The organism is Simiduia sp. 21SJ11W-1 (assembly GCF_024138675.1).
GTDB lineage: Bacteria > Pseudomonadota > Gammaproteobacteria > Pseudomonadales > Cellvibrionaceae > Simiduia.
Genome location: NZ_CP090959.1, coordinates 94,543 through 118,166, shown reverse-complemented (window position 1 = coordinate 118,166; position 23,624 = coordinate 94,543). Strand labels below are relative to the sequence as shown.

20 protein-coding genes are annotated in these 23,624 nt (G+C 53.7%); 12 read left to right on the top strand and 8 right to left on the bottom strand.

What is annotated here, in order from left to right; genetic code table 11:
- Positions 1 to 5: 5 nt before the first annotated feature.
- The 7 genes from L1F30_RS00605 to L1F30_RS00575 form a co-directional block, all read right to left on the bottom strand.
- Entirely contained in the window at positions 6 to 5,234 is a 5,229-nt protein-coding gene (locus L1F30_RS00605; RefSeq protein ID WP_253358255.1) for a DNA repair ATPase, read from the bottom strand.
- 67 nt (positions 5,235 to 5,301) lie between these two features.
- Positions 5,302 to 7,212: a flotillin family protein gene (locus L1F30_RS00600; protein WP_253358254.1), complete on the bottom strand. Its 1,911-nt coding sequence runs from the start codon at positions 7,210 to 7,212 to the stop codon at positions 5,302 to 5,304.
- 29 nt (positions 7,213 to 7,241) lie between these two features.
- Positions 7,242 to 7,934, bottom strand: a complete 693-nt coding sequence (locus L1F30_RS00595) for a DUF1449 domain-containing protein (RefSeq protein WP_253358253.1) — start codon at positions 7,932 to 7,934, stop codon at positions 7,242 to 7,244.
- 40 nt (positions 7,935 to 7,974) lie between these two features.
- The gene (locus tag L1F30_RS00590; RefSeq protein ID WP_253358252.1) at positions 7,975 to 8,664 is read right to left on the bottom strand and encodes a PspA/IM30 family protein; all 690 of its coding nucleotides are present in this window, start codon (positions 8,662 to 8,664) and stop codon (positions 7,975 to 7,977) included.
- Positions 8,665 to 8,677: 13 nt separating this feature from the next.
- A complete protein-coding gene (locus L1F30_RS00585) occupies positions 8,678 to 9,274 on the bottom strand; it encodes a YjfI family protein (protein ID WP_253358251.1) in 597 nt (198 codons plus the stop codon).
- Between the two features lie 489 nt (positions 9,275 to 9,763).
- Positions 9,764 to 10,021 carry a hypothetical protein gene (locus L1F30_RS00580; RefSeq protein ID WP_253358250.1) on the bottom strand — a complete coding sequence of 86 codons (258 nt, stop codon included), beginning with the start codon at positions 10,019 to 10,021 and terminating at the stop codon, positions 9,764 to 9,766.
- Between the two features lie 64 nt (positions 10,022 to 10,085).
- Complete coding sequence (locus L1F30_RS00575) at positions 10,086 to 10,484, bottom strand: hypothetical protein (protein WP_253358249.1); 399 nt, start codon at positions 10,482 to 10,484, stop codon at positions 10,086 to 10,088.
- Positions 10,485 to 11,016: 532 nt separating this feature from the next.
- On the opposite strand from L1F30_RS00575, the gene L1F30_RS00570 reads away from it, so the two are divergent.
- From L1F30_RS00570 to L1F30_RS00560, 3 genes are read left to right on the top strand one after another with little or no spacing between them, the layout of a single operon-like run.
- A complete protein-coding gene (locus L1F30_RS00570; RefSeq protein WP_253358248.1) occupies positions 11,017 to 11,646 on the top strand; it encodes an SOS response-associated peptidase family protein in 630 nt (209 codons plus the stop codon).
- 28 nt (positions 11,647 to 11,674) lie between these two features.
- The gene (locus L1F30_RS00565; RefSeq protein WP_253358247.1) at positions 11,675 to 11,884 is read left to right on the top strand and encodes a penicillin-binding protein; all 210 of its coding nucleotides are present in this window, start codon (positions 11,675 to 11,677) and stop codon (positions 11,882 to 11,884) included.
- Positions 11,885 to 11,909: 25 nt separating this feature from the next.
- Positions 11,910 to 12,191: a DUF1971 domain-containing protein gene (locus tag L1F30_RS00560; RefSeq protein ID WP_253358246.1), complete on the top strand. Its 282-nt coding sequence runs from the start codon at positions 11,910 to 11,912 to the stop codon at positions 12,189 to 12,191.
- A 29-nt stretch (positions 12,192 to 12,220) separates the two neighbouring features.
- Here L1F30_RS00560 and L1F30_RS00555 read toward each other — a convergent pair whose 3' ends face one another.
- On the bottom strand, positions 12,221 to 12,595 hold the full coding sequence (locus tag L1F30_RS00555) for a VOC family protein (RefSeq protein ID WP_253358245.1): 375 nt from the start codon (positions 12,593 to 12,595) through the stop codon (positions 12,221 to 12,223).
- 179 nt (positions 12,596 to 12,774) lie between these two features.
- On the opposite strand from L1F30_RS00555, the gene L1F30_RS00550 reads away from it, so the two are divergent.
- The 9 genes from L1F30_RS00550 to L1F30_RS00510 all read left to right on the top strand — a co-directional run bounded on the left by L1F30_RS00550 (position 12,775) and on the right by L1F30_RS00510 (position 23,539).
- On the top strand, positions 12,775 to 13,896 hold the full coding sequence (locus L1F30_RS00550; protein WP_253358244.1) for a sensor histidine kinase: 1,122 nt from the start codon (positions 12,775 to 12,777) through the stop codon (positions 13,894 to 13,896).
- Positions 13,893 to 14,696, top strand: a complete 804-nt coding sequence (locus tag L1F30_RS00545; protein ID WP_253358243.1) for a LytTR family DNA-binding domain-containing protein — start codon at positions 13,893 to 13,895, stop codon at positions 14,694 to 14,696. Before L1F30_RS00550 ends, L1F30_RS00545 begins: the two co-directional genes overlap by 4 nt.
- Before the next feature lie 164 nt (positions 14,697 to 14,860).
- Complete coding sequence (locus tag L1F30_RS00540; RefSeq protein ID WP_253358242.1) at positions 14,861 to 17,965, top strand: efflux RND transporter permease subunit; 3,105 nt, start codon at positions 14,861 to 14,863, stop codon at positions 17,963 to 17,965.
- Positions 17,966 to 17,975: 10 nt separating this feature from the next.
- Entirely contained in the window at positions 17,976 to 19,061 is a 1,086-nt protein-coding gene (locus L1F30_RS00535; protein ID WP_253358241.1) for an efflux RND transporter periplasmic adaptor subunit, read from the top strand.
- A gap of 181 nt (positions 19,062 to 19,242) precedes the next feature.
- Entirely contained in the window at positions 19,243 to 19,629 is a 387-nt protein-coding gene (locus tag L1F30_RS00530; RefSeq protein ID WP_253358240.1) for a hypothetical protein, read from the top strand.
- A gap of 31 nt (positions 19,630 to 19,660) precedes the next feature.
- Positions 19,661 to 21,277 carry a glutamate--cysteine ligase gene (gshA, locus tag L1F30_RS00525; protein ID WP_253358239.1) on the top strand — a complete coding sequence of 539 codons (1,617 nt, stop codon included), beginning with the start codon at positions 19,661 to 19,663 and terminating at the stop codon, positions 21,275 to 21,277.
- 179 nt (positions 21,278 to 21,456) lie between these two features.
- The gene (locus tag L1F30_RS00520) at positions 21,457 to 22,056 is read left to right on the top strand and encodes an ACP phosphodiesterase (protein ID WP_253358238.1); all 600 of its coding nucleotides are present in this window, start codon (positions 21,457 to 21,459) and stop codon (positions 22,054 to 22,056) included.
- A 214-nt stretch (positions 22,057 to 22,270) separates the two neighbouring features.
- Positions 22,271 to 22,645, top strand: a complete 375-nt coding sequence (locus tag L1F30_RS00515) for a hypothetical protein (protein WP_253358237.1) — start codon at positions 22,271 to 22,273, stop codon at positions 22,643 to 22,645.
- 48 nt (positions 22,646 to 22,693) lie between these two features.
- On the top strand, positions 22,694 to 23,539 hold the full coding sequence (locus L1F30_RS00510) for a sterol desaturase family protein (protein WP_253358236.1): 846 nt from the start codon (positions 22,694 to 22,696) through the stop codon (positions 23,537 to 23,539).
- Positions 23,540 to 23,624 lie beyond the last annotated feature (85 nt).

The following is a 23,624-nucleotide window of genomic DNA, read 5'->3' as shown; positions in this document are numbered from 1 at the left end:
TACTCCTATTGTTTTGTGGGCAATTGATCGGCCAGTGCACGCAGTTGGTTGGATACGTCTTGCATCCTGTCGTGCGTGCGCAAATCAATTTCCAGCTTTTTATCCATATTGCGTACCAGAGGGAAAATACTGTGCTCCAGGGTATTGGCCAGGGTTGTCAGTATTTGCTCAAGGCCCGGCACCGGCTCATTGACCACCTGAACCTGGGGTGCAATCGACTTGATGCTATGAGCGATGCGCACCATCCCTTTTGCCAGCAGCTGAGCAGACGGGTCACGGCCATTGTCTTTCTCGGGCGCACGGGTTTTCACTTCTGCCACAGAGGCATTGAGCTGCGCCAGCACCTCGGTGATGTCGGTCAGTTGCGCCACCAGTTTCATACCGGTATCCGCATCATCGCCACCCAGGGATTTATTACGCATAAAATCTTTTTTGATGGCATCCCATCGGGCTTGCTGCTCGGCTGTGAGCAGGCCACGGATTTCTGAGAGCTTGAGTAAGTTGGCTTCTGCACCGGTGGTGAGCAGCTGGGCCTCACCCACATAGTGATCGGCTATCATCTGATTGATTTCCTGCTCATTCATTACCGCAGACAGTTTTTCAGTCATTTTATTCATGTTGCGGTAGCTACCCTGCAACTTGAATGGTGGCTCGGTGCGGTATTTGTCATCCTTGGCGGCCGAGGCGATGTACTCCTGATTTACCCGCAGTACCACATCGCGCACGCGCAACATGTTGCGCAGCACGCCTGTGATCTCTGCCACCTCGCTGCCGCTGTATTCGTGCGACAAATCGGTAGTGGCAACCTCTTCACCTTGCGCCATGCGCACAAATTTATACAGGTCTTTTAGATCGCGGGTTGCCAGCGGCGCCAACACCGGATTGGATGTCATGGCGTTTTCGATATAGCTCAAGCCAAACTGCTCATCCATACCGCCAAGAATGTCACCCAGATTATAAATATCCGCACGGTTGGCCAGCATGTCGGGAATTTTGAATACCTCACCGGATTCGGTGTAGGGGTTACCGGCCATGACCACGCAGAATTTTTTGCCGCGCATGTCGTAGGTTTTGGTATCGCCCTTCCACACACCTTCAATGCGCCGGGTGCCGTCACAAAGCGAGATGAATTTCTGCAAGAACTCCGGATGCGTGTGCTGAATGTCGTCCAGGTACAGCATTACGTTGTTAGACATCTCCAGCGCCAAATTGAGTTTCTCCAGCTCTTTGCGCGAAGTGGCATTGGGGGCCTGCTCGGGATCCAGCGACAAAACATCATGCCCCAGCGACGGGCAGTTGATCTTCATGAAGATCAGGCCCAGGCGGCTGGCCACATATTCCATCAACGTGGTCTTGCCGTAGCCGGGCGGCGAGATCATCATCAGCAAGCCCATTAAGTCTGTGCGCTTGTTTTCGCCAACTGTGCCCATCTGTTTGGCCAGATTATCGCCAATCAGGGGCAGGTAAGATTCATTGATCAGCCGGTTGCGCACAAAAGAGGTAAGCGGGCGCGCTTTGAAGCTATCCAGGCGTAGCGAGCGCTTTTCGCGCTCGGCAATATCTGCGCGGATTTTCAAATAATTTTCATAGCCGGGTTTAACCACCTCATGGTGGTTGCGCACGCGCGAAAAAAACTCGTCGGGCATTAGCCACATGGCGCCTTCACTGATGCGACGATGATCACCCAAAAGCCCGGCAACGTTGATATTCAACTCAACGGATAGCTCCCTGTGCGCCAGCTTTTGCTGCAGTAAAAACAACGCAACGCACTCCACGCTGTAGTGCAGCAGGTGTTGCTTGCCCTCCTTGCCAATCACGGCCGACACCCAACTCGACACCATTGCCACCTGATCTTTAAGGCAAAGGGGCTTTGCCGCAGCACGCAGCTCGGCCATGGCCTGGTCGCCCATGGCTGCGGTAAAAAGCGCCAGTAACTCGGAACCGTATCGGCTGGTGGCAAACTGCAGAACCTGCGCCTCACATTCAGCTACCAGGTACTCGGCTGCCTCTGTCACATGCTCGGGCAAGATGCCCGTATCCTGTGCGAACTGGGCCATTGCGCGCTGCAAATCTTCCACCAGCAATTGGGTTGCCGCACGGCTTTGCAGCCGCTCGCGCATCGACAAACCGGCCCGCGCACGGACCTGCCAGTGACCCAGCTGCTCTGATTTTGGCGCAAGCGAGGCAACAAAATATTGGGCCAGCACCCGCGCCTTGGGCGAATAGCGCAAGGTGTCTGCCGTGTCTAATACGGCAAGCAAGGCATGTAAGATTTTGCAGGCGTCGTGATCGTGAATGCCTTTTTCATAGCCCTCTTTGTAACGGGGCGTGGCGTAGTCGCGCACCAGTTTCAAAAGCGCGGATTCATCGGTGCGCACCTGCATTAAAGTTGCGTCGTCGTATTCGCCCGCCTGGATCGCCTGATAAACGCAATAGGCCAGGTATTCTGCGCGGTAGACATCGGCGGTTTCAGAGCCCAGGCTTAGATTCCAGAAGGGCTTCAGCGCATTGAGCTGTTCATCATCAATAACATCAAAGTAATCTGTGCCGGTTAAATGAATCGCAAGCGAGTCTTCCCGTGGAATAATAGTGAGATCCAGGTTGCGCTTGTTAACCGAAAAGCGATGCCTTGGCCCTAATTTAATGATGCTGCCATCGGCCTCGTAGATGTCGGATTTATCGCGCAAGCCGCGCTTGGCCTGATCCACCAAGGCCTTGAACTTGGATTCAACATCGTCGGCCTTTACGGGGTTGTTTAAATCGCGTAGGCGCTGCGCAAATTCACGAACCTTCAGCACCAAAGGGTCAGACGCGAAAAAGGTATTGAGCTCGTCGGCCTTGGTAAATTTCTGGCTGCGCTTGCCGAGGCTTTCAATCACCCGATAGGCCGCATCTGCCACCGCCTGGGATTGTTTTTGTTGCTCGTCCAGCAGCTGCTGCTTGTGGGATTCAAAAGCGTCGTAGATTTCTTCACGCTTGCTGAGAATATCTGTCAGAAACTGATCGTGCTCGCCGAACTGGCCTTCCAGCTCCTCTAACTGCACCAGCAAACGCGATAGTTGCTCGTCACATTTATCAGGTGTGGTGGCCATACTTAAGGCGTTGGCCACACCCTGGCTCAGCAACTTGAACTGCGCCGAAAACTGCGCCACCGCCTCAGACAGCCCCAGCGACTTGGCTTTGTTGCGCGCGCGCGCTTTGCATTGGTTCAGCGAGGCGTAAACCAGCGAAATGTTTTCCACAATGCGCGTAGTGGCATTTACATCACCGCCTGAAAGACTCGCCATCATTTCTGACAACAAATCCAGTTGCGCAGAAGATTCATCGATATCGGCGAGTAACACCTGCGCTTGCGCCCCTGTCTCCAAAGCGGCGGCAGCGGCTTCGTATTCATCTATCTTTGCTTCGTAGGGGGCCAGTGCTGAATCACCCGCCAAAAAGCCCAGAGTCTGCTCTTGTAGCAATTGCTCCTTGTCTACCAATTGCTGCTCTAGGCTTGAGAGTGCATCCAGGTTGATGTAGCGAAGCTCTTTAAGGGAAATTAAGTGGCCGCGTTGCTGGCGCACTTTTAATAGCGCTGCCACAAATTCGTCTGTTGTGTGCCATTCGTCTGCGCGAATGGACTCCAGCAGTTCGCGTGTTTCCGTTTGCGCCTCTTGCAAAGCTTTTGACGAGGCCGCCTGAATAGACTGCACCTTAACGAATTCATCAATCACGAGCTCTGCGGTTGATTGGATTTCGCGCACGGTGGCAGCAACGCCCTCTACCTGGGCGTCGTCCAACCAGTAGTGATCATCGAATACACGGCCGGAGGCGCCAATCAGTTCTTCATAACTGGTACGTGAGACAGATTGCTGTGCAATCATTTTGCAAAGGGAGTAGAGGTCAGACACGCCGCGCACCACTGCGGCGTTGCCGATGTTGCCCAGAAAGCTCTGGCTGGGCGGCGCCTGGCTTGCGTATTCCTCGGAAATAAACGGCGTCTCCCACACCTGCATGGGGTGCACGCGCGTAGGCTCGGCCTCTGCGTTAAAAATTACCAAGCGCCCGTTGTCTGCCAGCGCGTAGCCATTACACACCAGCGGGTTGCGCAGGGATTTTTCAATCAGGTTGTACGAAAGCAATACCAATCGGCCACTTTCCGGCTCGTAAAAGCAGTAGAGTACGTCTTCGCCGTTTGGCGATTTAACCCGTCGCTTGAAGCGGAAGCCTTCATCCACCTGATCAAACAACTTGGTTTCACCGCTTTCCAGGTAGTAACCGCCGGGGAATATCACACCGTGATCTTCCGGCAACTGCACACAGGAACCCGCCAAGGCATCCTGTCGAACGACAGTTTCGGTGAGTGTATTGAAGATAAAAAAGCGCCATGCCTGCTCGCGGTAGGGCAGAATTTTCAGCAGTATTAATTTGCCAACACGCGCGTAGTAGATTTCCGCATCATCGAGTGATTGGGTTTTGTCTTCCACCGGCTCGCGATAGATCCCCAAGCCGTCTTCGGTGTTGTTTTCAACTTTGATGGTAAGATCGCCGCCCACTGTTTCCACAAACACCGTATCTTCGATATTTACGTGCGGGTGCTTACCGTGAACGCTGTGCTCACGGGTAGTTCTAATCCATTCAAAGTCGTAGGCCGGCGGCAACTGGATGTCGCGTTCTCCGCGATTATCAATGTAGGTCAGTGTTTTTTGATCTGCCGACAATGCCCAGCGAAATACACGAATGTCTTCCAGCTTTTCCCCAATCTGAAAGCCTGCCAGCAGCTTGCCGTTTTTAACTGCGAGTTCAACCAGACGCGTGTGCTTGTAGTAGCGGTACAACTCTTCAAAATCGCTGACAAAACCTCTGTCTGCCAGAAAGGTGCCTTCTTTGAGTTGCGGTGCAAGCGCGATTTCGTCGCCCTTCTGTTCAAGCCGGTAGAGCTCAAACACGTCATCAACTCGCACTTCTTTTTTAAGGCCGATAAAAACGTTATAGCCAAATAGCAAGTATGGCCCTACCTGAACCATGTCCCTTGCGATACTGTTGTTTTCGGTACGTACGCGGGTGCGGGCCAACACCTGCATTTCGGTAGAACCAAATTCTTCAGTGCGGGCGTGATTTAGCGAGTCGGTAAATGCCTTTAGCTTTTGCCCTTGTTCGGTTAACCGCTTGCGGATCACCTCATAGGCGCCGCCGGCCGCGACTGCGTCATCCACACGGTTCTCGGCTGCTGCCATTTCTTCCTTAGCCATGGAATTCCCTTAATGTATCAATCGGTGCGCGTTGCGGGTGCAGCGCCAGGCTGCACCCGCTCGGCAATCAAGCTTGGGCGTCTTCTGCCTTGGCTTGAGCAGAGGTTGCCACTACATCTTTGGGCTCCATTAATTTGCCCAGGATGGCCTGCAAGGTACCACTCTTTTCTGCCAGGCCATCAATGGCCTTGCCGATAGACAGGGATTTCGCAAAGTTATTGAAGAAATGCTCCTCACCACCCACGATGTCGATCTTCGCACGCTGAAGTGCCGTTGCCAGTACTTCCGCATTTTCGCGCGCAATGTCTTTACCTGCTTCAATAGAGGCCATGGCCTCTTTAAGCGCGGTTTCCAGACCCATGCGGAACTCTTCGTGCTCGCGAGCCTGATCACTCATGCTGTTCATGGCGTTGAACTTATCAACCAGGCCATCTGCCTCGGCCTTGAATTGCTCGCGCGTAACTTCTGCTTGCGCCAAGCCAATCTGGCGCTGGGCAGCCGCTTGAGATTCACCTTTGGCTGCAATCACCTCAGCCTCTGAAATACCGGTACCACGCAAGGCGTCTGCCTCGGCATCACCTTTGGCTCTGATTACGGTTGCATCTGCAAGACCGGGCGCCGAACGCTCAGCCTGAATACCTTCAGCCAGCTTCTTCTTGGATTCCGCTTCTTTAGTTGCAGATTCCAGATTGGCTTGTGCCAAGGTGGTGATCTCTACGGCTTTGTGTTTGGCTGAAATTTCTTCCGCTTCCGCAGCCTTAACTTGCTTGACCTTCTCTTCTTCGGCCCGGGCCTCTGCATCAAGCACCTGGGTTTGCTTGCGGCGATCCGCTTCTGAGACTTCACGCACTTCTTTAATGCGCTCTTCTTCAATTGCAACAGTTTTGTCTACTGCTACACGCTCACGAATTACGTTGGCGATTTCCTTACGCTCTACTTCCAGCGCCTTTTCAGCCTCAATTCGCTGGATCTCTACTTCACGTTCACGCGCAACAATTTCCAAATCCCGAGCCCGCGTAACCTTTTCTTCTTCAATGGCGACTGCACGCAGACGGTTTTGTGCTGCCACTTCAATTTCACGCTGCTGGTTTTGGGTTTTAACTGAAATTTCCTGATTCACTTGAATAGAGGTGCTTTCGGCCCGCAGACGCTCTTCTTCCTGAACCTTTTTGGTTTCCGCTTCTTCGCGGGCGCGGATGGTAGCAATTTCCCGCTCCTGCTTGGCTTTTGCATCTGATTCCTGGCGCTCCAGCGCCAGCATAGCCTCAACGGTTTCTACATTTTTCTTCTTTATGGCAAGCTCTTCATCACGCTCAAGTTCATTGGTGCGTACATTCTGGCATGCTGTAAGCTCGGTAATTTTCTTGATACCCTCTGCATCCATGATGTTGCTGGGATCAAGAGAGGATTTTGGCGTTTGCTCAAGGTAGTCGATGGCGACATCTTCCAGCACATAGCCATTAAGATCTTGGCCAATTACCGCCACTATTTTTTCGCGGAATTCCATGCGGTTTTCAAACAAATTGACGAATTCAATTTGTTTACCAACTGTTTTTAACGCTTCAGAGAATTTTGCGTTGAATAGCTGGTTTACTGCCTCTCGATCAGACGCTCTGTCTGCACCAATCGACTTGGCAACTTTCAGGACGTCTTCTGCGGTTTCATTAACGCGCAAGTAGAAGGCAACTGTGATATCTGCACGCATGTTATCGCGGCAAATCAGGCCGTCTTTGCCCCTACGATCAACCTCAAGCGTGATCAGCGAAATACGCATCAGCTCTTTTTTGTGGATGATCGGGTAAACCAAGGCGCCGGTAAAATGGACTTTTGGCTTTGACGTCATGTCGTTAACGATCAACGCCACACCCTGCTCAACCTTTACATAGAAAGCCTTGAACAGCGCTGCGAGCCCCATAAGTACTACGAAAAATATACCTACGCCTGTAATTACAGGCATCAGCACGGATAAATCAGCCATTGAAAACACTCCCTTTGTTAACTGATTAATTACATACCGGAAAATTCTTGTTCCGAAACAATCCGGTAGAGATTAGTGGCTTCGTCGTGGCTGATAATGACCACCCGATCACCGGTTTGAAAACGCACGCCTTCATCGGCACGCACATTAAGTAGCAGGCCGGCCCCGCCATCAGACAAGATGGCCTCGCCGAAGCTGTGATCGGCATAGCTCGAGCGAATAATCGCCGTCTGACCGATAACATAGGTTTTGGTTTGCTGGCGGGCATTCAAGAACAATGGGCGCAATGGTTTAATGAGTTGTGAGGTAATCATAACGGCACCCCACAAAGCACCCACCAAGATAGGTAAGCCCAAGAGGTAGCGGAACACACCCGGATCAATCCAGGCGATAAGAAAATGGGTGGCATAGTAAGAGATCAACCATCCCACCAGTGATACCAGCGAAATGATGATAGTCACCGGCACACCGTGCAGGCCAAACTTTAACATCAATCCCGCCAGCACATCCGGTGTACTCATGTCCTTGAGGCTGCCGGAATTGAGGTCGCCGTCGATATCGGGGATATCAAAATCCAGCACATCGATACTGACAAACCCCAGTACTGCAACCAGCCAGTAGAGCACTGTTAGCAATAAAAAGAAGGTGAAAATGAACGTGGGGAAAGAGGCAATATTCTGGTAGAACGGATCCATCTTCTCCGATAACAATATTGCAAACATACCCTGTCTCCTCTCCCTGTTTAGATTAGTGCGCGTTTAGCTATGCTTTCTTTGCTTTTAGCCGTGCCAGTACGTCGTCTGCACTTTTTGCACTGCCAGCGATTCCAGCCTTTTCAAGCTTTTCCTGCAGTGAGGCATCAGCGCTACTTTCGCTCATTTCTTCCGCTGCTGCCATTTGCGCGGCCTTAAGCGCCTGCTTTTCCTTGATGCGCTCCAAAGAATCCATTGCTGTGCGCATTTTTGAGTGAGAGCCGCTATGGCGTTCAGCTACAGCTGCCTGTGCACGCTGTACATTTTCGGTAGCTTTTACAGTGTCTACCTGCTGCTTCATGCGCTTTAGATTCATTTCCGTTTGCGCGATAACCTGGCGAAGCTTATCGGCGTTAGCTTTGAAATCTGCCTCGGCCTCCTGCTCCTGCGCTAGCTGATTTTCCAGGTCGGCTATTTTTATAGCAACTTCCTGGGCCAGCGGCTCATCACCTTTTTCCAGCGCCTTGAGGGCATAACCTTCGTGTTCTTCGATTTTGGCCGATAGATCTTTGCCTTTTTGGCGTGCAAGTTTCTCGCGCGCAATAATTTCGGCCAAGCTGTCTTTACTTTGCTTTAACGCCTCTGAAGCGTCGCGCAGCTCCTGATCCAAAATTCTTAGCGCCTGGCTATCTACAACTGCTTCACCAGCTTCGTTAATGCCACCTTTGAGGGCGGTCATCATTTTTGCCCAGATATTCATAAACCACCTCGCCTTATTTAAGATGTTCGCTATAGGCCTCGGTGGCCTGAATAACATTACTTGCCAACACTTCAATTTCAAAAATAATATTTTGTAAACTGGAGGTGGCACTGAGTGCACCAAACATATGGTAGTAATCACCATCGTCACCCAGGTTATCTAAACTCACAGTGGAAAGCGGAAAGTACTTATGGGTGCGCAATACTGTTTCATTGAATGCGTGCACATCCTGCACATCGTTCACCGACCAAAGCACAGATTCCACAATAACCTGATCGCCCACCACCGTTAAAAACACCGGTAAGTCGCCATAGTCATTCATGCTTAGGTGAATAGCCGGCTCAACGCCGTCAATGAATTCCACTTCCGCATTCAAACCGGAGCCACCTAGCGCCTTATGCAACTCGGCAGTAGACCAACTGTTTGCCCTTTCTTCCATATCCATAACTCCTGCATTGGGGTTCATGCCGGGTTCGCGCAATTGCTTTTCAATAGCCTGCAATTGCTTGGCGTACTCCGGACGTATCCATACTTCTTTCTTTACCAAACCCATCTCCCGCAGGCGCTTTCTGAACTCCCGCTGGTAGTGGGCCGAAGATTTGGCTTTCATGACAGCTCTCTCACACGTGTTACATGTAATATACAGAATATTACATGTGAGGCAAGGAATTTATTACATGTGATGCGTTATCTAGACAGTTAGGCGCGCTAATCTTAATGAGAACAACGGGATAGATATACCCAATATTTACATTGCACGCACCTAGTAGGCTTGACTACCAGTGCTAGTGGCGGCTTTTCAACGCCAAGGCCGTTAGTGATTACTGTGCCTGCACGGTGAAGTGGGCGAAGGCTGATTGTTGATCAATAGGGGCAGTGTCGTTGATCCATAACCCCATTTATCTATGGGCGATGGGCAAGCAGTCAAATGCTCAAGAAATTACCGGGAGGCCTTAAAAGGCCGCTTGGCGGGAGAAATGCACTAGGCCAAAGCAGGCGTTGAAGAGGAATTCCCTCTGACATTATGGATTTTTTCAGTCACAGCAATGCGGCCCATCACCGGCAAGCCGGTGATGGGCCTGGCCGTTTTTCGATTTTCCTATGCCTTACCTGCATCGTAGGCTGTCAGTAAACTGGCTGCGTCTTTGCAGGAAATGTTTTCTAGTTTTAGTGAGAGCACTTCATTGGGATTTTTTACTTCAACGGTGTCTACAATGCCCTGGCAGTAACCGTTAACCAGTGCAACAGCTTCCGAGAGCTTGCCATCTTGAATTTCCATAGAGAGCACATCAGATTTCTCTGCAAACGCAACAGAAGAGAGAGCCACTAGGGCTGATGCGGCGATGATCTTTATCATGTTTAATTCCTTCTTTTTGACTATTTAGTTTACTAACTTTCCCGCTACCGCTACGACAACCGAGTTAACGGCCATCGCCTATTGAGGCTTTCACTTCATATCTATGCCGATCATGCCCCATAAACTTGTAGGTAGCATCGCCACCTATATCATTAAAAACTTCCATACTTTGGTTATCACCCGTATAGAAGTAATACATTTGCTGGTTACCAACCACCTTCGAGAATAAGTATAGATAGAAGCCGTTATCCAGCTCGATCTTGGCAACTCGCGGATCTGATTCCAGCTTTGATAATTTATACCCGGTGGGCTCGCCGTTAATGCGCGCGAATACTGCCAGGTTTTTTTCAACGATGTCTGCCTCGTCAAGGTCCGCCCGCCAGCGCGGCTCTGCTGCCAAAGCAGGCGTAGTTGCCGCCAAACAGTAAAGCGAAATCCCTACAGCGAGCATGGTTTTAAGCATAGTGATCCGCTATTTTCGATGAGCTTCCGAGCGCTAAAATTGAGCGCGCAATGATTAGATATCGCGTAAATCAACCCGCAATTCAAAGCGGTGCAATTCAGCCATACATTTTGCGATACTTTTGAAATATACCTCATAATCCTTTTGATTCAAGCGATGCCATTTACCCTGGCCTAAATGGCGCGCGCCAAAATCAGACCAATTAGGAGAGAGCAATTTTCCCTTGCTTTTTTCTTTTAGCAAAATTGCAGTTCAAGCCGTTTTTTGGCAATGCGGCCGGCTCCCGCACAGGTAGAAAATTAGACCAATTATTTTTAAGGTTTTGAGCAGCTTAGGTAGCGACACGGCAGTATCGCGATACAAACGAACCGCGAAAGAGCGGCGCTATAAGGGCATCGGAATCAATTCCCGCCCTCAGGCCCCGCACACCAGCGCCTTCAAATAAGGTAACCTACACCCACCTACTCACAACACTTCAAATACCATGTGTGGACGCTTTAACCTTATTCAGTCGCCAGCGGTAATTTCGCTGATGCGTGATCTGGGCTTGGATGATAGCCAATTGCGCTACAGTGCTGATTGCGCGCCTTGTAACCCCATCAGCATTATTACCGGCAACGGGGAGGGGCCAATGGTGCAAGATGCACTGTGGCACTTGTATCTGGAGCCCACGGCAACGGGGTTTAAGCCGCACCCGCGCTATTGGTCTATCAATACCAATTGGGCGCAGCTGCCGAAAAAGCGCGAGTTCAAAATCAGCCGCTGTTTAATACCTGCCACAAGCTTTGTTGAAAGCCAGGATGGCAAGCGCCCACACCAGCTGCAGTTTGAAGGCGAAGCCTTTTGCTTTGGCGGCCTTTACAAACGTTGGGCGCACGCGCAAACCGGTGAGACTGTTACCTCTGCCTCTATTATTACCTTGGCAGGCCACCCTAAACTTGAAGGCATTCACAGAAAATCCCTGCCATTGATATTTAATCAACATCAGCTGGCTGACATGCAGCAATGGCTTAACCCGGCACTTACCGATACCACTTCGCTGCAACCGTTTTTGGTATCGCAACTGCGCCTGCCGCTAACGGCACAACCTATTGATAAATCCAGCAGCAAAAACCCCATTGCAGAGGCCTTCGTTATACCTGCAGACGCAGGCCAAATTTAATGCCCCGAGCAACCAAAAGGAATCAAGCATGACACCGGAAGAATTACAGGCTTTGAAAATTGCCTTTAGCTATATGCCGAACCGCATTGAAGTCACCAAGTATGAATACGGCGAGCGCTATGAAAAAGTGTTGGCCCACATAGATTCTGTGCGTGAAACACTTTTGATAAACGGGGTAGACCCGGAGGAAGTGTACGGCGAGATTCACGACGATATTGCACCCAATTCAACCTACTGAGCCCGCGCATTTATAAGGAATTATTGTGAAAACCTTACCCGAGCACCTTGTTGCCTATAAGAAAACGCCGGTATTTTCTGAAACCACGGTGCCGGCGGGCCTTTTGAAAGAGCACCAAACCAAGGCCGGCGCCTGGGGAAAAATAGTCGTGCTAGAGGGTGAGCTTGAATACACCATCAACGAGCCTGAAACAGAAACCCTGGTGCTAACACCTGCGCGGTTCGGCGTGGTGGAACCGCAAATACTGCACCAGGTAAAACCCTTGGGCACCGTGCAATTTTATGTGGAGTTCTACCGCGCTGGGTAAGGGCTCAGGCAGCAGAACTGCAACGGCTGCTAGCTGCCCATGCAAAACGCATTGAATTTGTTGCCATCCAAATCGCGAAAGTAGGCGCAGTAAAAGGCGCCATCGCTGCGGGGTCCGGGCGCGCCTTCATCTGTGGCGCCAAGCCCCAGGGCTTTAGCGTGCAGGGCCTCTACCTCGGCGGGGGAGTTAACGGCAAAGGCCACCATGGTGCCATTGCCCGCACTTGCTGGCTGGCCATCAAAGGGCAGAGCCACGCAAAAGCCCGGTGACTTGGGCCCGGCCGTCCAGGCTATCAGGCGTTCGCCCTCCATCATGCGGCTGGCGCCCAGCTCGCCCAAGAGCGCATCGTAAAAGGCCGCTGCGCGGTTTAAATCCTGTGTTCCTACGGTTACATAGCCTATCATTTTGCTTGCTCCATTGAATTTCAGGCCCTGTTATAGCAGATTGGGCCTGTGAGCCTACGCTTTTTTGGTGCCATCTACGGCCAATGGCGCTGATATTGCGACCAATACGCAGTGGCCGCCACTTCCAAGGCGTACGCTGCCCTTATAATAAGAACATCAAATACCCAGTATCGAGCACTATGCAGCCCCTTAATCAACAACCGCTGGTTCAGAAAATTCTGACCCAACCCAACTACCAGTTCTGGGCACTCAACCTGTTTGGGTGGGCCGGCTATGGCTTTTTTGTGGCGCTGTCTGCCATCTTCTGGGACAGGCACTTCGGCATGCAGGTGGCCTACACGCTATTGTCGGTAACTACAGGCCTGATGCTGAGCTTGGGGCTGAGGGAGTTTTTCAAGAAAATCTGGAACATGAACGCGCTCTTGCGGGGGATTTACTCGCTGCTGGCGGTGATTGTGACCACGGGCCTTTGGTCTTATTTAAAGATGGAGGTGTTTTTCTACCTCAATCAGGATATGAAAACAGACCGCTCCCTGTACGAATACCTGGGCTGGTACACCTATTCGTTTTTTATATTTTTGAGCTGGGCGGCGCTGTATTTCAGCCTCAAATACTACCGCATGCTGCAGGCCGAGAAAGAAAAAACCCTGAAAGCCCAAGCCATGGCCCACGAGGCCCAGCTGAAAATGCTGCGCTACCAGCTAAATCCGCACTTTTTGTTCAACACCCTGAATGCCATTTCCACGCTGATTCTTGAAAAGGAAACCGCCACGGCCAACGGCATGGTGACTGAGCTCAGCAAATTTTTGCGCTACTCGCTTGATAACAACCCCATGCAGAAAGTGACGCTGGCCCAAGAGGTGGAAACCCTGAAACTCTACCTGGGCATTGAAAAGCTGCGCTTTGAAGAGCGGCTGAACATTCACTTTCGCATTAGCGAGTCGGCGCGCAATGCCCACATTCCCAATTTGCTGCTGCAACCATTAATTGAAAACGCCATTAAATACGCCATTGCCAAAAGCCCCAATGGCGGCACCATCGAGCTGGATGCCGATGTGCTGCACAACCAGCTGTCTATTCAGCTAACCGATGATGGCCCCGGCATTGCCGATATTCCCGTGGCACTGCGCGAACGCGCTGAGGGCCAACACGGCGGCGTTGGCCTTGCCAATACCCGCGAGCGGCTGCACGAGCTGTATGGCGCAGCCCACAGTTTTGAGCTAGAAAACATAGAACCACACGGGCTGCGCATTACCATTCGCATTCCCTACAGCAGTACAGAAAGGAGCAAAGCTGCATGACCCTCAAGGCACTGATTGTTGACGACGAATCCCTGGGCCGCCGCGGCCTGAAACTGCGCTTGGCAGACATAGAGGGCGTTGAAGTGGTTGGGGAGTGCAGCAACGGCAGCGAAGCGCTGGCGGCCATTCCCGAGCTTGCCCCGGATTTGGTGTTTCTGGATATTCAAATGCCCGGCATGGATGGCTTTGATGTGGTGCGCGCACTGCAAGCAGACGACATGCCGATGATTATTTTCTGCACGGCGTTTGATCACTACGCCGTAGACGCCTTTAAAATTCACGCCGTGGATTATTTGCTAAAACCCATTGAAGACACCCGCCTGCGCGAAGCCGTGGCCCGCGCACACCATGTGTACGATCACAAAAATGCGGTAGCAGATAAGGCCCAGTTGCTGGATGTGATAGGCCGCATCACTCAAAAAGATCCGTCGCAGCTGGATGAATGGCTGAGCGATGAAGATAACAGCAATCAGTACCCGGAAAAACTGGCCGTGAAAGACGGCGGCAACATCACGCTGGTGCCGGTGGCAGATATAGACTGGGTAGATGCCGCAGGCGATTACATGTGCCTGCACGTAAATGGCGTGATACACGTGATGCGCATCACCATGAAGGCCCTGGAAGAGCAGCTTAACCCCGGGCTCTTTCAACGGGTGCACCGGTCAACCATTGTGAATATCAAACGTATTGAAAAAATCAGTTCTCATATCAATGGGGAATATCATTTGATTCTTCACAGTGGCGACAAACTCAAGATGAGCCGCAGCTACAAAGACAAGGTATCCACCTTCCTCAAGTAACGGTTAAACGCTAGAAAAACACGCCCGTCACCCTCATTGCGGCCAGTAAACTCCACTGGCCGCAAGTTTTTTACGCCACACCGCAAGTGCCGGAACTTTGCCATGGCCTTTTGCTAAGGTGAAAGCCTCACCCGCTTCGATGCATAGCCATTGGATTAGCCAACATGAATTTCACAAAAGCTACGCTGCGCAATCCACCCGCGGCGATTGTTGCCATTGTTTTCGCTGTGGCCTTCGGCCTGTTTAGCCTCAACAAGTTACCCATTCAATTATTTCCAGACATCGAAAACCCGGTAATCAACATCCAGGCCGGCTGGCGCGCGGCCAGCCCCAAGGAAATGGAGTCGGAAATTGTTGAGCCCATTGAAGAAGTGTTGCAGGGCCTGCCCGGCGTAAAGGAAGTGGTGGCCTCATCGAACGCCGGCTGGGCGTGGATCAATCTCACCTTCAGCATGGATACCGACATGCAGAAAACCCTGGTGGATGTGATTTCGCGCATGAATCGCCTGCAGCCGCTGCCGCGCGATGCCACCCAACCCATTATCAGCCTGGGCGGCGGTGGCAGCGGCGGGCCTGCACTCACCTGGTATTTCTTGCAGGTACTGCCTGGCAACAACACGCCCGTTGAAGAATTTATTCCCTTTGTGGATGAGGTGATCAGCCCCGCCATTGAATCGATTCCGGGCGTTGCCAGCGCAAGAGTAGGCGGCGCCGGTGGCAACAACCAGGAAGAGCTGCAAATTCGCTTCGACCCCTACCGCGCGGCCCAGCTTGGCATTCAGCTGCCGGCAGTGGCTGGGCTTGTAAGCCAATCTAACGATGTCTCCGGCGGGCGGGTAGACGTGGGCCGGCGCCAATACACTTTGCGCATGGCCGGCCGCTACAAGCCTGAAGAGCTGGGCAGCATGGTGCTTGAATGGCGCGACGGGCGGCCCATTACCCTGGGCGATATTGCCGATATTTCCGTGCAAAAGCCCGATCGTTTCAGCCTGGCCACCCAAAACGGCAACCCTGCCATCGGCATTGAAATCACCCGCGAAAGCGGCGCCAATGTGCTGGCCACACTCAACGCCGTTAAAGAAAAAATGGCCGAGTTGCGCGACGGCCCGGTGAAAGATCGCAACCTTACGGTGGTGCAATCGTTTGATGCTTCGGTATTTATTTATCGGGCCATCAACCTTGTTACCAGTAATATCTTTTTGGGCGTGCTGTTGGCGGTGGGCGTGCTCTGGTGGTTTTTGCGCCGCTTGCGCGCCACCCTGATTGTGGCGCTGACCATTCCCATTTCGCTGCTTTCCACATTCATTGTGTTGCAGTTTACCGGCCGCACCCTGAATGTGATTTCACTGGCGGGCCTGGCCTTTGCTGTGGGCATGGTGCTGGATGCCGCCATTGTGGTGCTTGAAAACGTGGTGCGCCTGCGCGAGCAAAAACACAACCCAGATGAAAGCGCCACCAAAGGCACGGGCGAAGTGTGGGGCGCCTTGCTGGCCTCTACCGCCACTACTGTGGCCATCTTTTTACCGGTGGTGTTTTTAAAAGATGTGGAGGGCCAGCTGTTTTCCGATTTGGCGCTCACCATCACCATTGCGGTGAGTATTTCCCTGTTGGTTGCGGTTACCGTGGTGCCGCTGTTGGCTTCACGCTGGCTTAAGGAAGGCGCGCTGGAAGATCACAACAAGCCGCTCTGGACACGCATTACAGGCGTTGTTATGCGCCTCACCCATACGCCCAAACAGCGCTGGAGTTTGATTGCCGGGCTGATCAGCGTACCGCTCTTGGCCACCTATTTATTACTGCCGGAAATGGATTACCTGCCGCCGGTCAAGCGCGACGCCGTAGATACCTTCTTCCGCTTCCCGCCGGCCACCAATATCGACACCATTGAAAAAGAAATTGTGAACGTGATTAACGAGCGCATGGGCCCGTACATGCGCGGCGAAAAGGAGCCGGCACTGAAAAACTTCTACGTGCTGGTGTGGCCCGGTGGCGGCACCATGGGCGCGCGCGCACTGGATCAATCCAAGGTGGAAGATTTATTAAAAGTGGTGCGCGAAGAAATTACCGTGAACCTGCCAGATACCCAGGCCTTTAGCTCACAGGGCAATTTGTTCGGCCAATTCGGCGGCAACCGCGCCGTACCCATGCACCTGCAAGCCTCAGATCCAAAGTTGCTGGCACAGGTGGCCGAGCAAGCGGTGGGGTGGGTGAACGAAGCCATTCCACAGGCCCAGGCGCGGGTAGAGCCCGGCACCTCGGATTCCGAGCCCGAGCTGCGGCTGATCCCCAACGATCGCGCCCTGCAAGAGCTGGGCTGGAACCGGCGCGACATGGGCTCGGTAATTCGCATGTTGGGCCAGGGCCTATGGGTGGGCGAGCACTTCGACGCCGTTAAGCGCATGGACGTGATCATGCGCGCCCAGCGCTGGGAAAACCCCGAGGCGCTCGCAAGCCTGCCACTGGCCACCCCCAGCGGTGCGGTGGTGCCCCTTAGCCAACTGGCGAGTATCGAGCGCACCGTAGGCCCCAACCAGATTCGCCGCATCGATCGCCGCCGCACGCTTACGCTGGTGGTGGTGCCGCCGGAGGATATGTCGCTCGAGAAGGCCATCAATACCCTGCGCACTGAGGTTGAGCCCAAAATCCGCACGGCGCTGGCCGAGGGCAACGTGCTCTACGGCGGCAGTGCCGACAACCTCAACCAGGCGCTTGGCACCATGGGGGAAAACTTCGCCGTGGCGCTGTTGATTCTGTTTTTGCTGATGAGTGTGCTGTTTCGCTCCCCCAAAGACAGCGCCCTGGTACTGCTGGCCATGCCGCTTGCCATGGTAGGCGGGGTAATTGCCCTGCAGGTGCTGAACCTGGTGGGCTTCCAGCCGCTGGATCTGCTCACCATGATCGGCTTTGTGATTATGCTGGGCCTGGTGGTGAACAACGCCATCTTGCTGGTGCACCAAACCCGCTCGGCCGAGCGCGAGGGCATGAACCGCCACCTGGCAGTAGAGCAAGCGCTGATGCTGCGCCTGCGGCCCATCTTCATGAGCACGCTCACCAGCCTATTTGGCATGTTGCCGCTGTTGCTGATGCCCGGTGAGGGCAGCGTGATCTACCGTGGCCTGGCCGCGGTGATTGTGGGCGGCATGTGTGTGAGCACCGTGTTTACCCTGATTTTGCTGCCCTGCTTTTTGCGCATGGGCGCCAAGGGCCAGTTGTCGATGCACGACATACCGCCCGGCAGCCAACTTCGTCATTTGAAATCTGTGGCCTGAGGATACCGCCATGAATGCATTCATTAGATTCAGTATCGCCAGCCTGTGCCTGATCGGCCCGCTGCTCAGTAACCCAACCCAGGCGCAGCAGCAGCGCCCGCCCGCCGCCGTGGAGGTGGCCGAGGCGCAGATCCGCAATATTGCACCCACCGTGTGGGTGCCCGGCACGGTGATCAGCCGGCAAGATTCCAACATTGCCGCAGAAATCACCGGCAACCTCCTGTGGGTGGCAGAAGTGGGTGACGCCGTGGCCAAGGGCGAGCCGCTGGCGCGCCTGAACGACCGCATCTGGCAGCTGCAATTGCAAAACGACCAAGCCAACGTGGCGCGCCTTAAGGCAAACCTTGAATTTCTGGCGCGCCAGGTCAGCCGGAACGAAAGCCTGGTAAAGGCCAACAACACCTCTAAATCCGAAACCGAGCGGCTCATCATGGAGCGCGACACCACCCTGCAGCAGTTGCGCGCCGCCGAAGTGGCACTGGCACGCACCCGGTACGATCTGGAGCGCACCCAGGTGGTGGCCCCTTTCGATGGCGTTGTGGTGGCCCGCAACCACCAGCCGGGCGAGCACATCAGCACAGGCGAAACCCTGGTGCGCCTCACCAATACCGACAACCTGGAAATTCGCGCCCAGGCGCCACTTTCCACCCTGCGCTTTCTCAGCCGCAATGCCGAGGTTGCCGTGCGCAACCCCCACGCCACCCAGGTGAGCACAGTGAGGAGCCTGGTGCCCGTAGGTGACGAGCGCTCACGCATGCTGGAGCTGCGCATTGTGGCCGACAACACCTGGGTCATTGGTGAGGCGGTGCAAGTAGAGCTGCCCAACGGCGAGCAACAGGCCTCGCTCACGGTACCTCGCGATGCCCTGGTGCTGCGCGAGCGGGAGGTGTACGTGTACAAGGTTGGGCCAGAAGACAAGGCCGAGCGGGTGGTAGTGCGCACAGGCGACGGCTACGGCAGCCGCATTGCCATTACCGGCAACCTGAAAGAGGGGGATCTGGTGATTGTGCGCGGTGCCGAGCGCTTGCAAGAGGGCCAAACGGTGAACATCTTAAAGCAACATGCCGCCACCGATGGCCTGGCGTCTAACAGCTGAGCGCGGCCCACTGGTCTCGCCATAAGCTTGGGCTAAATGCTTTGCCATATAGGCAGTTGTTACGCCTATGGTGTAGTGCGCGGTAAACCAGCGGTGCGCTGCAACCCCAGACCTTTCATTTCGGATTTTTGCCCCCATGATTGGGGGCAACCCTCAGTTTTTACTTTGAGCCGGAATTTCCATGAAAACAGCCTTCATTTTGCAAAACCAACACAAACTGTTGCTGAACAAACAGCGTGAATGGGTAGATGCCACAGACCTGAAAAGCCTGTACCAAACGCCTTACAAAGACGAGGCCATCAACCAAAAGGTAGAGGTGAACGCCAAAGACTACACCCAGCGCATTCACCTGCTGGAATGCCCGTTAAACGACAAGGGCCTGCCGCAAATCCCTGAAGATGCCAAACCCGCGCCCTTGCCCAAGGCCGAGCGCAACACCGAACAGGCCGCACTGCTGGAGGGCGCCGGAGATGACGCCACAGAGCCAGACGCGCTAAGCTCTGCCAATGAATCGGCATCCGATAACGCAACCCCACACGATGCACCAGAGCCACTGCACACGCTCTGAGCAACCCGACACCCGGCCTAAGGAGTAGCCCTTGACCACGCTTTCACAACCCCTGCAAGACAAACTGGCCTGGCTGGCCGAGGGCAACACCCACCTGCTGAAGGTGATATTGCGGGGGCTGGAAAAAGAAAGCTTGCGCGTGGGCGCCGATGGCAAGATTGCACAAACCGATCACCCCCAGGCACTGGGCGCCACGCTCACCCACCCGCACATCACTACCGACTACAGTGAAGCGCTGCTGGAGTTCATTACCCAGCCGCACACCAGCGTAGATGCGCTGCTGGGCCAGCTGAGCGACATTCACACCTTCACCTACCGCCATCTGGGCGACGAAGTGCTGTGGGGAGCCAGCATGCCGTGCATGATTGGCGCCGATGCCGACATACCCGTGGCGCGTTACGGCAACTCCAACACCGGGCGCATGAAAACCACCTACCGCATTGGCCTTGGGCATCGCTACGGGCGTGCCATGCAAACCATTGCCGGGGTGCACTACAACTTTTCGTTTGCCGATGAATTAATTGCAGCCCTGCACGCGCGCGCCAAAAGCCCGCTAAGCTTTCAGGATTTTAAAACCCAATCCTACTTCGATTTAATTCGCAACTTCCGCCGCTACTTCTGGCTGCTGGTGTACCTATACGGCGCAGCGCCCGCGGTGTGCAGAAGCTTTGTAAGAGACAGGCCACACCAACTGGTGCCCGTGGGTGGCGACGACCACAGCCTGCACCTGCCGCACGCCACCAGCCTGCGCATGGGCAACCTGGGCTACCAGAGCGATGCCCAGGCATCACTTACCGTGTGCTACAACAACCTCAACACCTACCTGAAAACCCTGTGCGGCGCCATTACCCAGCCCCATGCAGACTACCAGGCCATCGGCCTGAAAGACGCACACGGCGAGTACCGGCAACTCAACACCGCACTGTTACAAATTGAAAACGAGTTCTACTCCACCATTCGCCCCAAGCGCACCAGCCAGCGCGGCGAAACCGCACTCAACGCGCTGCACGCGCGCGGCGTGGAATACATTGAAGTGCGCTGTGTAGATTTAAACCCCTACGAGCCCTTGGGTGTAACGGCCGAGCAATTGCATTTTATGGATGCCTTCTTGCTGTTTTGTTTGCTTGAGCAAAGCCCGGAAACAAACAGCAACGAATACGCAGACATGCAGGAAAACCAGCGCCGCATTGTGGAGCAGGGGCGCGACCCAAATCTGACGCTGTTACACAACAACCAAGAGCGCAACATGCACGCCTGGGCCAATGAGTTATTGGCCGGTATTGGCCGCGCCGCCGAGCTGTTAGACACCAGCGCAGATTCAAACGCCTTCAGCGACGCCGTAAATGGCGTGCGCGCACGGGTTGCAGACCCAAGCCAAACGCCGGCGGCAAGGCTTTTGGCCGATATGCAAGCACAGGGTAAAACCTTCTACCAGCTGGCCCGCGATCTGGCCGAACAACATGCAGAGTATTTCAAGCAACGTGCACTCACCAAAGACGCGCTCACGCTGTTTGAAAAACTCGCCAAGCAATCCTTGGCTGCCAAGGCGCAAATAGAGCGTGAACAAGGCCTGAGTTTCGAGCAGTACCTGGCAGATTTCTACGCCCAGTACACCTGCTGCGACAAACCCAAGTTTGATTGCCTGTGATGCCTACAGCCACCGAGGTTGCATCGCGTAGAGCGCAAAGTCTTGCCGGTTCGGCCTCGGCCTCAATTAACTATTCAAGCCACGGGCGGCGCACGCACGCCCAGGCACTGGGCGTGATGCCAACTAGCTACTTACCTGAAATTTCGGCGCCGGCCTTTCAAGGCCGGCCTTAAGGCCCAATGAATTATCTAGCCCACCTCGCGCTCTCTGGCCCGAATCCGGCGCTGCGCGTAGGCGGCTTTTTAGGTGACTGGTTGAAAGGCCCGCTGCATATTCACCAACAAAGTTGGGCGCCTGACATTCTACAGGGCGTGGCACTGCACCGGAAAATTGACGCCTGGGTAGATCAACAAGCCCACACACAAGCCGCCATTACTTTGCTGGGGCCGCAATTACGACGGCTGGCAGGCCCGGTGCTAGACATCACCTTCGATCACTTTCTCGCCCGGCAATTCACCCGCTGGCACTCACAGAACCTCGGCGAATTTTGCGAAGAAGTGCATCATCAACTTGCACCACACGCCAAAGCGATGCCCGAGGGTGCCCAAAGGTTCTTAACCCGCGCACGAGATTACCAATTATTTGAACGCTACGCCGACCAGGAAACCTACTTGGGCGTTATAGGCAGCCTGCGCAAACGCATTTCCCGCCCACAACTGCTCGCAGGGGTTGAAGAATCACTGCGCGAACAACGCCCGCAACTACAGGCAGCCTTCGAGGCACTGTACCCTGCACTACAGAAATTCAGTGAACAGGCACGTAAGAAAGTTTCGGAATAATAGCAGCCAGTCAGCCTGTACTTTTGAACGCAAAGGCTTCGCGTCACGGCAGCGGTGAATACCCACAGAGTCAGTGTTTTCGGTAAGGCATTACATTTGTTGAAAAAATTTGGGTTTCAACGCAGCAATAGAAATCTTATTTCCAACAGCTGCGTGCAATCCACTAGACTTATTTAATCACCAATCTTCCTGTCACGAATCATCAGGATTGCCTATGCCCATTATCAACATTCAATCCCTGCCGCTTGACCTTGAAAATCCAAGCCCGCGGTTAGATTTAATCAGTCAGGATTTTGCGAGTGCATTGGCTATTGACGAGCAGCACCTGAGCATTGGCTGGCAATATTTTTCCTCCGGGTGCTACCGGGCCAAAAGCCTGGGTGGCCGTACACAAGGGCCCACGCAGCCGATTCAGGTGCAGCTGTTAGTGCCGGACTTCACCCCGCCCGAGCGCCGCCAACTCATGCTTACCACACTGGCCATGTGCATTAGTAAACACGCAGGCCTGCCACTCAATCAGATATTTATTTACTTGCAAACAGTGGCTTCCGGTGAAGTGTTTGATGACGGCAAATTAGCCACCTGGTAGCGCCTGCTATACTGACCCACTGCGTAGTTAACTGCTGGCCCGCCCCTTATGCGCCCTGAGCTAATTCTGATTATTGCAATTTACCTCGCCTTTGCCGTGGTTGAAGCTGTGCGCTTGGGGTTATTTCATAAGCCCGAAGAGCGGCCCGGCGACTGGCAGGTAGAGCTTGCCAGCACCATTTCGCTGCTGCTTATCACCCAACCGGGCATTATTTTGCTGGTAAATTTTTTGGGGCAAGCCTACTTTCCCACAGCAGGCGGCCTGTTACACGAGCTGCACCCCGTTTGGCAACTGGCGGCGCTCCTGATAATAGACGACATGAGCCAATACTGGTGGCACCGGCTATCACACCAAATACCTTGGCTGTATAAATTGCATCGCCCCCACCACAATGCCGAGTACATGAGTGTACGGCTTGTGTACCGCAACAACGTATTTTACTACTGGATGATGCCGGGCATCTGGGGCTCGGCGGTGCTCATTTATTTGGGGCTCGGCTGGGTGTACGCAGTTTACATTGTGGTGAAGCTCACGGTTACTACCGGCGCCCACTGCGCCGTGCCCTGGGATGAAAAGCTCTACCAAATTCCCGCACTCAAACACGTTATGTGGCTGTTGGAGCGCGTAATTTCTACGCCTTCAACCCACTCCATGCACCACGGCAAACATCTGGCCGATGGCATTACCCACTACAAGGGCAACTATGGCAATCTCTTATTTTTGTGGGATCTATTGTTCGGCTCTGCGCGCATAACCCGCTCGCGCCCAAAGCACTTTGGGGTAGAAGGGCTGGCCGACACCACCGCTGCCGAACAACTTTTTTGGCCACTTGTTCGAAGCTCTGCCTCTATTAACGAACAGGTTAAACGCACTGCATCACCCACAAAGCGCTAAACGCGTGCAGGGTAGTGAATTTCAAACTATGAAAGTGCAGTGAGCCAGTTTCGGCCAGAAACTGCTCACGTTCATGGAGCATTCA

Excerpts from the sequence above, each read along its gene's own strand:
- L1F30_RS00540 (WP_253358242.1), top strand. The coding sequence starts at position 14,861 with ATGAATTTCACAAAAGCTACGCTGCGCAATCCACCCGCGGCGATTGTT.
- L1F30_RS00595 (WP_253358253.1), bottom strand. The coding sequence starts at position 7,934 with ATGTTTGCAATATTGTTATCGGAGAAGATGGATCCGTTCTACCAGAAT.
- L1F30_RS00545 (WP_253358243.1), top strand. The coding sequence starts at position 13,893 with ATGACCCTCAAGGCACTGATTGTTGACGACGAATCCCTGGGCCGCCGC.
- L1F30_RS00605 (WP_253358255.1), bottom strand. The coding sequence starts at position 5,234 with ATGGCTAAGGAAGAAATGGCAGCAGCCGAGAACCGTGTGGATGACGCA.
- L1F30_RS00510 (WP_253358236.1), top strand. The coding sequence starts at position 22,694 with ATGCGCCCTGAGCTAATTCTGATTATTGCAATTTACCTCGCCTTTGCC.
- L1F30_RS00550 (WP_253358244.1), top strand. The coding sequence starts at position 12,775 with ATGCAGCCCCTTAATCAACAACCGCTGGTTCAGAAAATTCTGACCCAA.
- L1F30_RS00600 (WP_253358254.1), bottom strand. The coding sequence starts at position 7,212 with ATGGCTGATTTATCCGTGCTGATGCCTGTAATTACAGGCGTAGGTATA.
- L1F30_RS00520 (WP_253358238.1), top strand. The coding sequence starts at position 21,457 with ATGAATTATCTAGCCCACCTCGCGCTCTCTGGCCCGAATCCGGCGCTG.
- L1F30_RS00575 (WP_253358249.1), bottom strand. The coding sequence starts at position 10,484 with ATGCTTAAAACCATGCTCGCTGTAGGGATTTCGCTTTACTGTTTGGCG.
- L1F30_RS00515 (WP_253358237.1), top strand. The coding sequence starts at position 22,271 with ATGCCCATTATCAACATTCAATCCCTGCCGCTTGACCTTGAAAATCCA.
- L1F30_RS00580 (WP_253358250.1), bottom strand. The coding sequence starts at position 10,021 with ATGATAAAGATCATCGCCGCATCAGCCCTAGTGGCTCTCTCTTCTGTT.
- L1F30_RS00570 (WP_253358248.1), top strand. The coding sequence starts at position 11,017 with ATGCGTGATCTGGGCTTGGATGATAGCCAATTGCGCTACAGTGCTGAT.
- L1F30_RS00555 (WP_253358245.1), bottom strand. The coding sequence starts at position 12,595 with ATGATAGGCTATGTAACCGTAGGAACACAGGATTTAAACCGCGCAGCG.
- L1F30_RS00530 (WP_253358240.1), top strand. The coding sequence starts at position 19,243 with ATGAAAACAGCCTTCATTTTGCAAAACCAACACAAACTGTTGCTGAAC.
- L1F30_RS00590 (WP_253358252.1), bottom strand. The coding sequence starts at position 8,664 with ATGAATATCTGGGCAAAAATGATGACCGCCCTCAAAGGTGGCATTAAC.
- L1F30_RS00565 (WP_253358247.1), top strand. The coding sequence starts at position 11,675 with ATGACACCGGAAGAATTACAGGCTTTGAAAATTGCCTTTAGCTATATG.
- L1F30_RS00535 (WP_253358241.1), top strand. The coding sequence starts at position 17,976 with ATGAATGCATTCATTAGATTCAGTATCGCCAGCCTGTGCCTGATCGGC.
- L1F30_RS00585 (WP_253358251.1), bottom strand. The coding sequence starts at position 9,274 with ATGAAAGCCAAATCTTCGGCCCACTACCAGCGGGAGTTCAGAAAGCGC.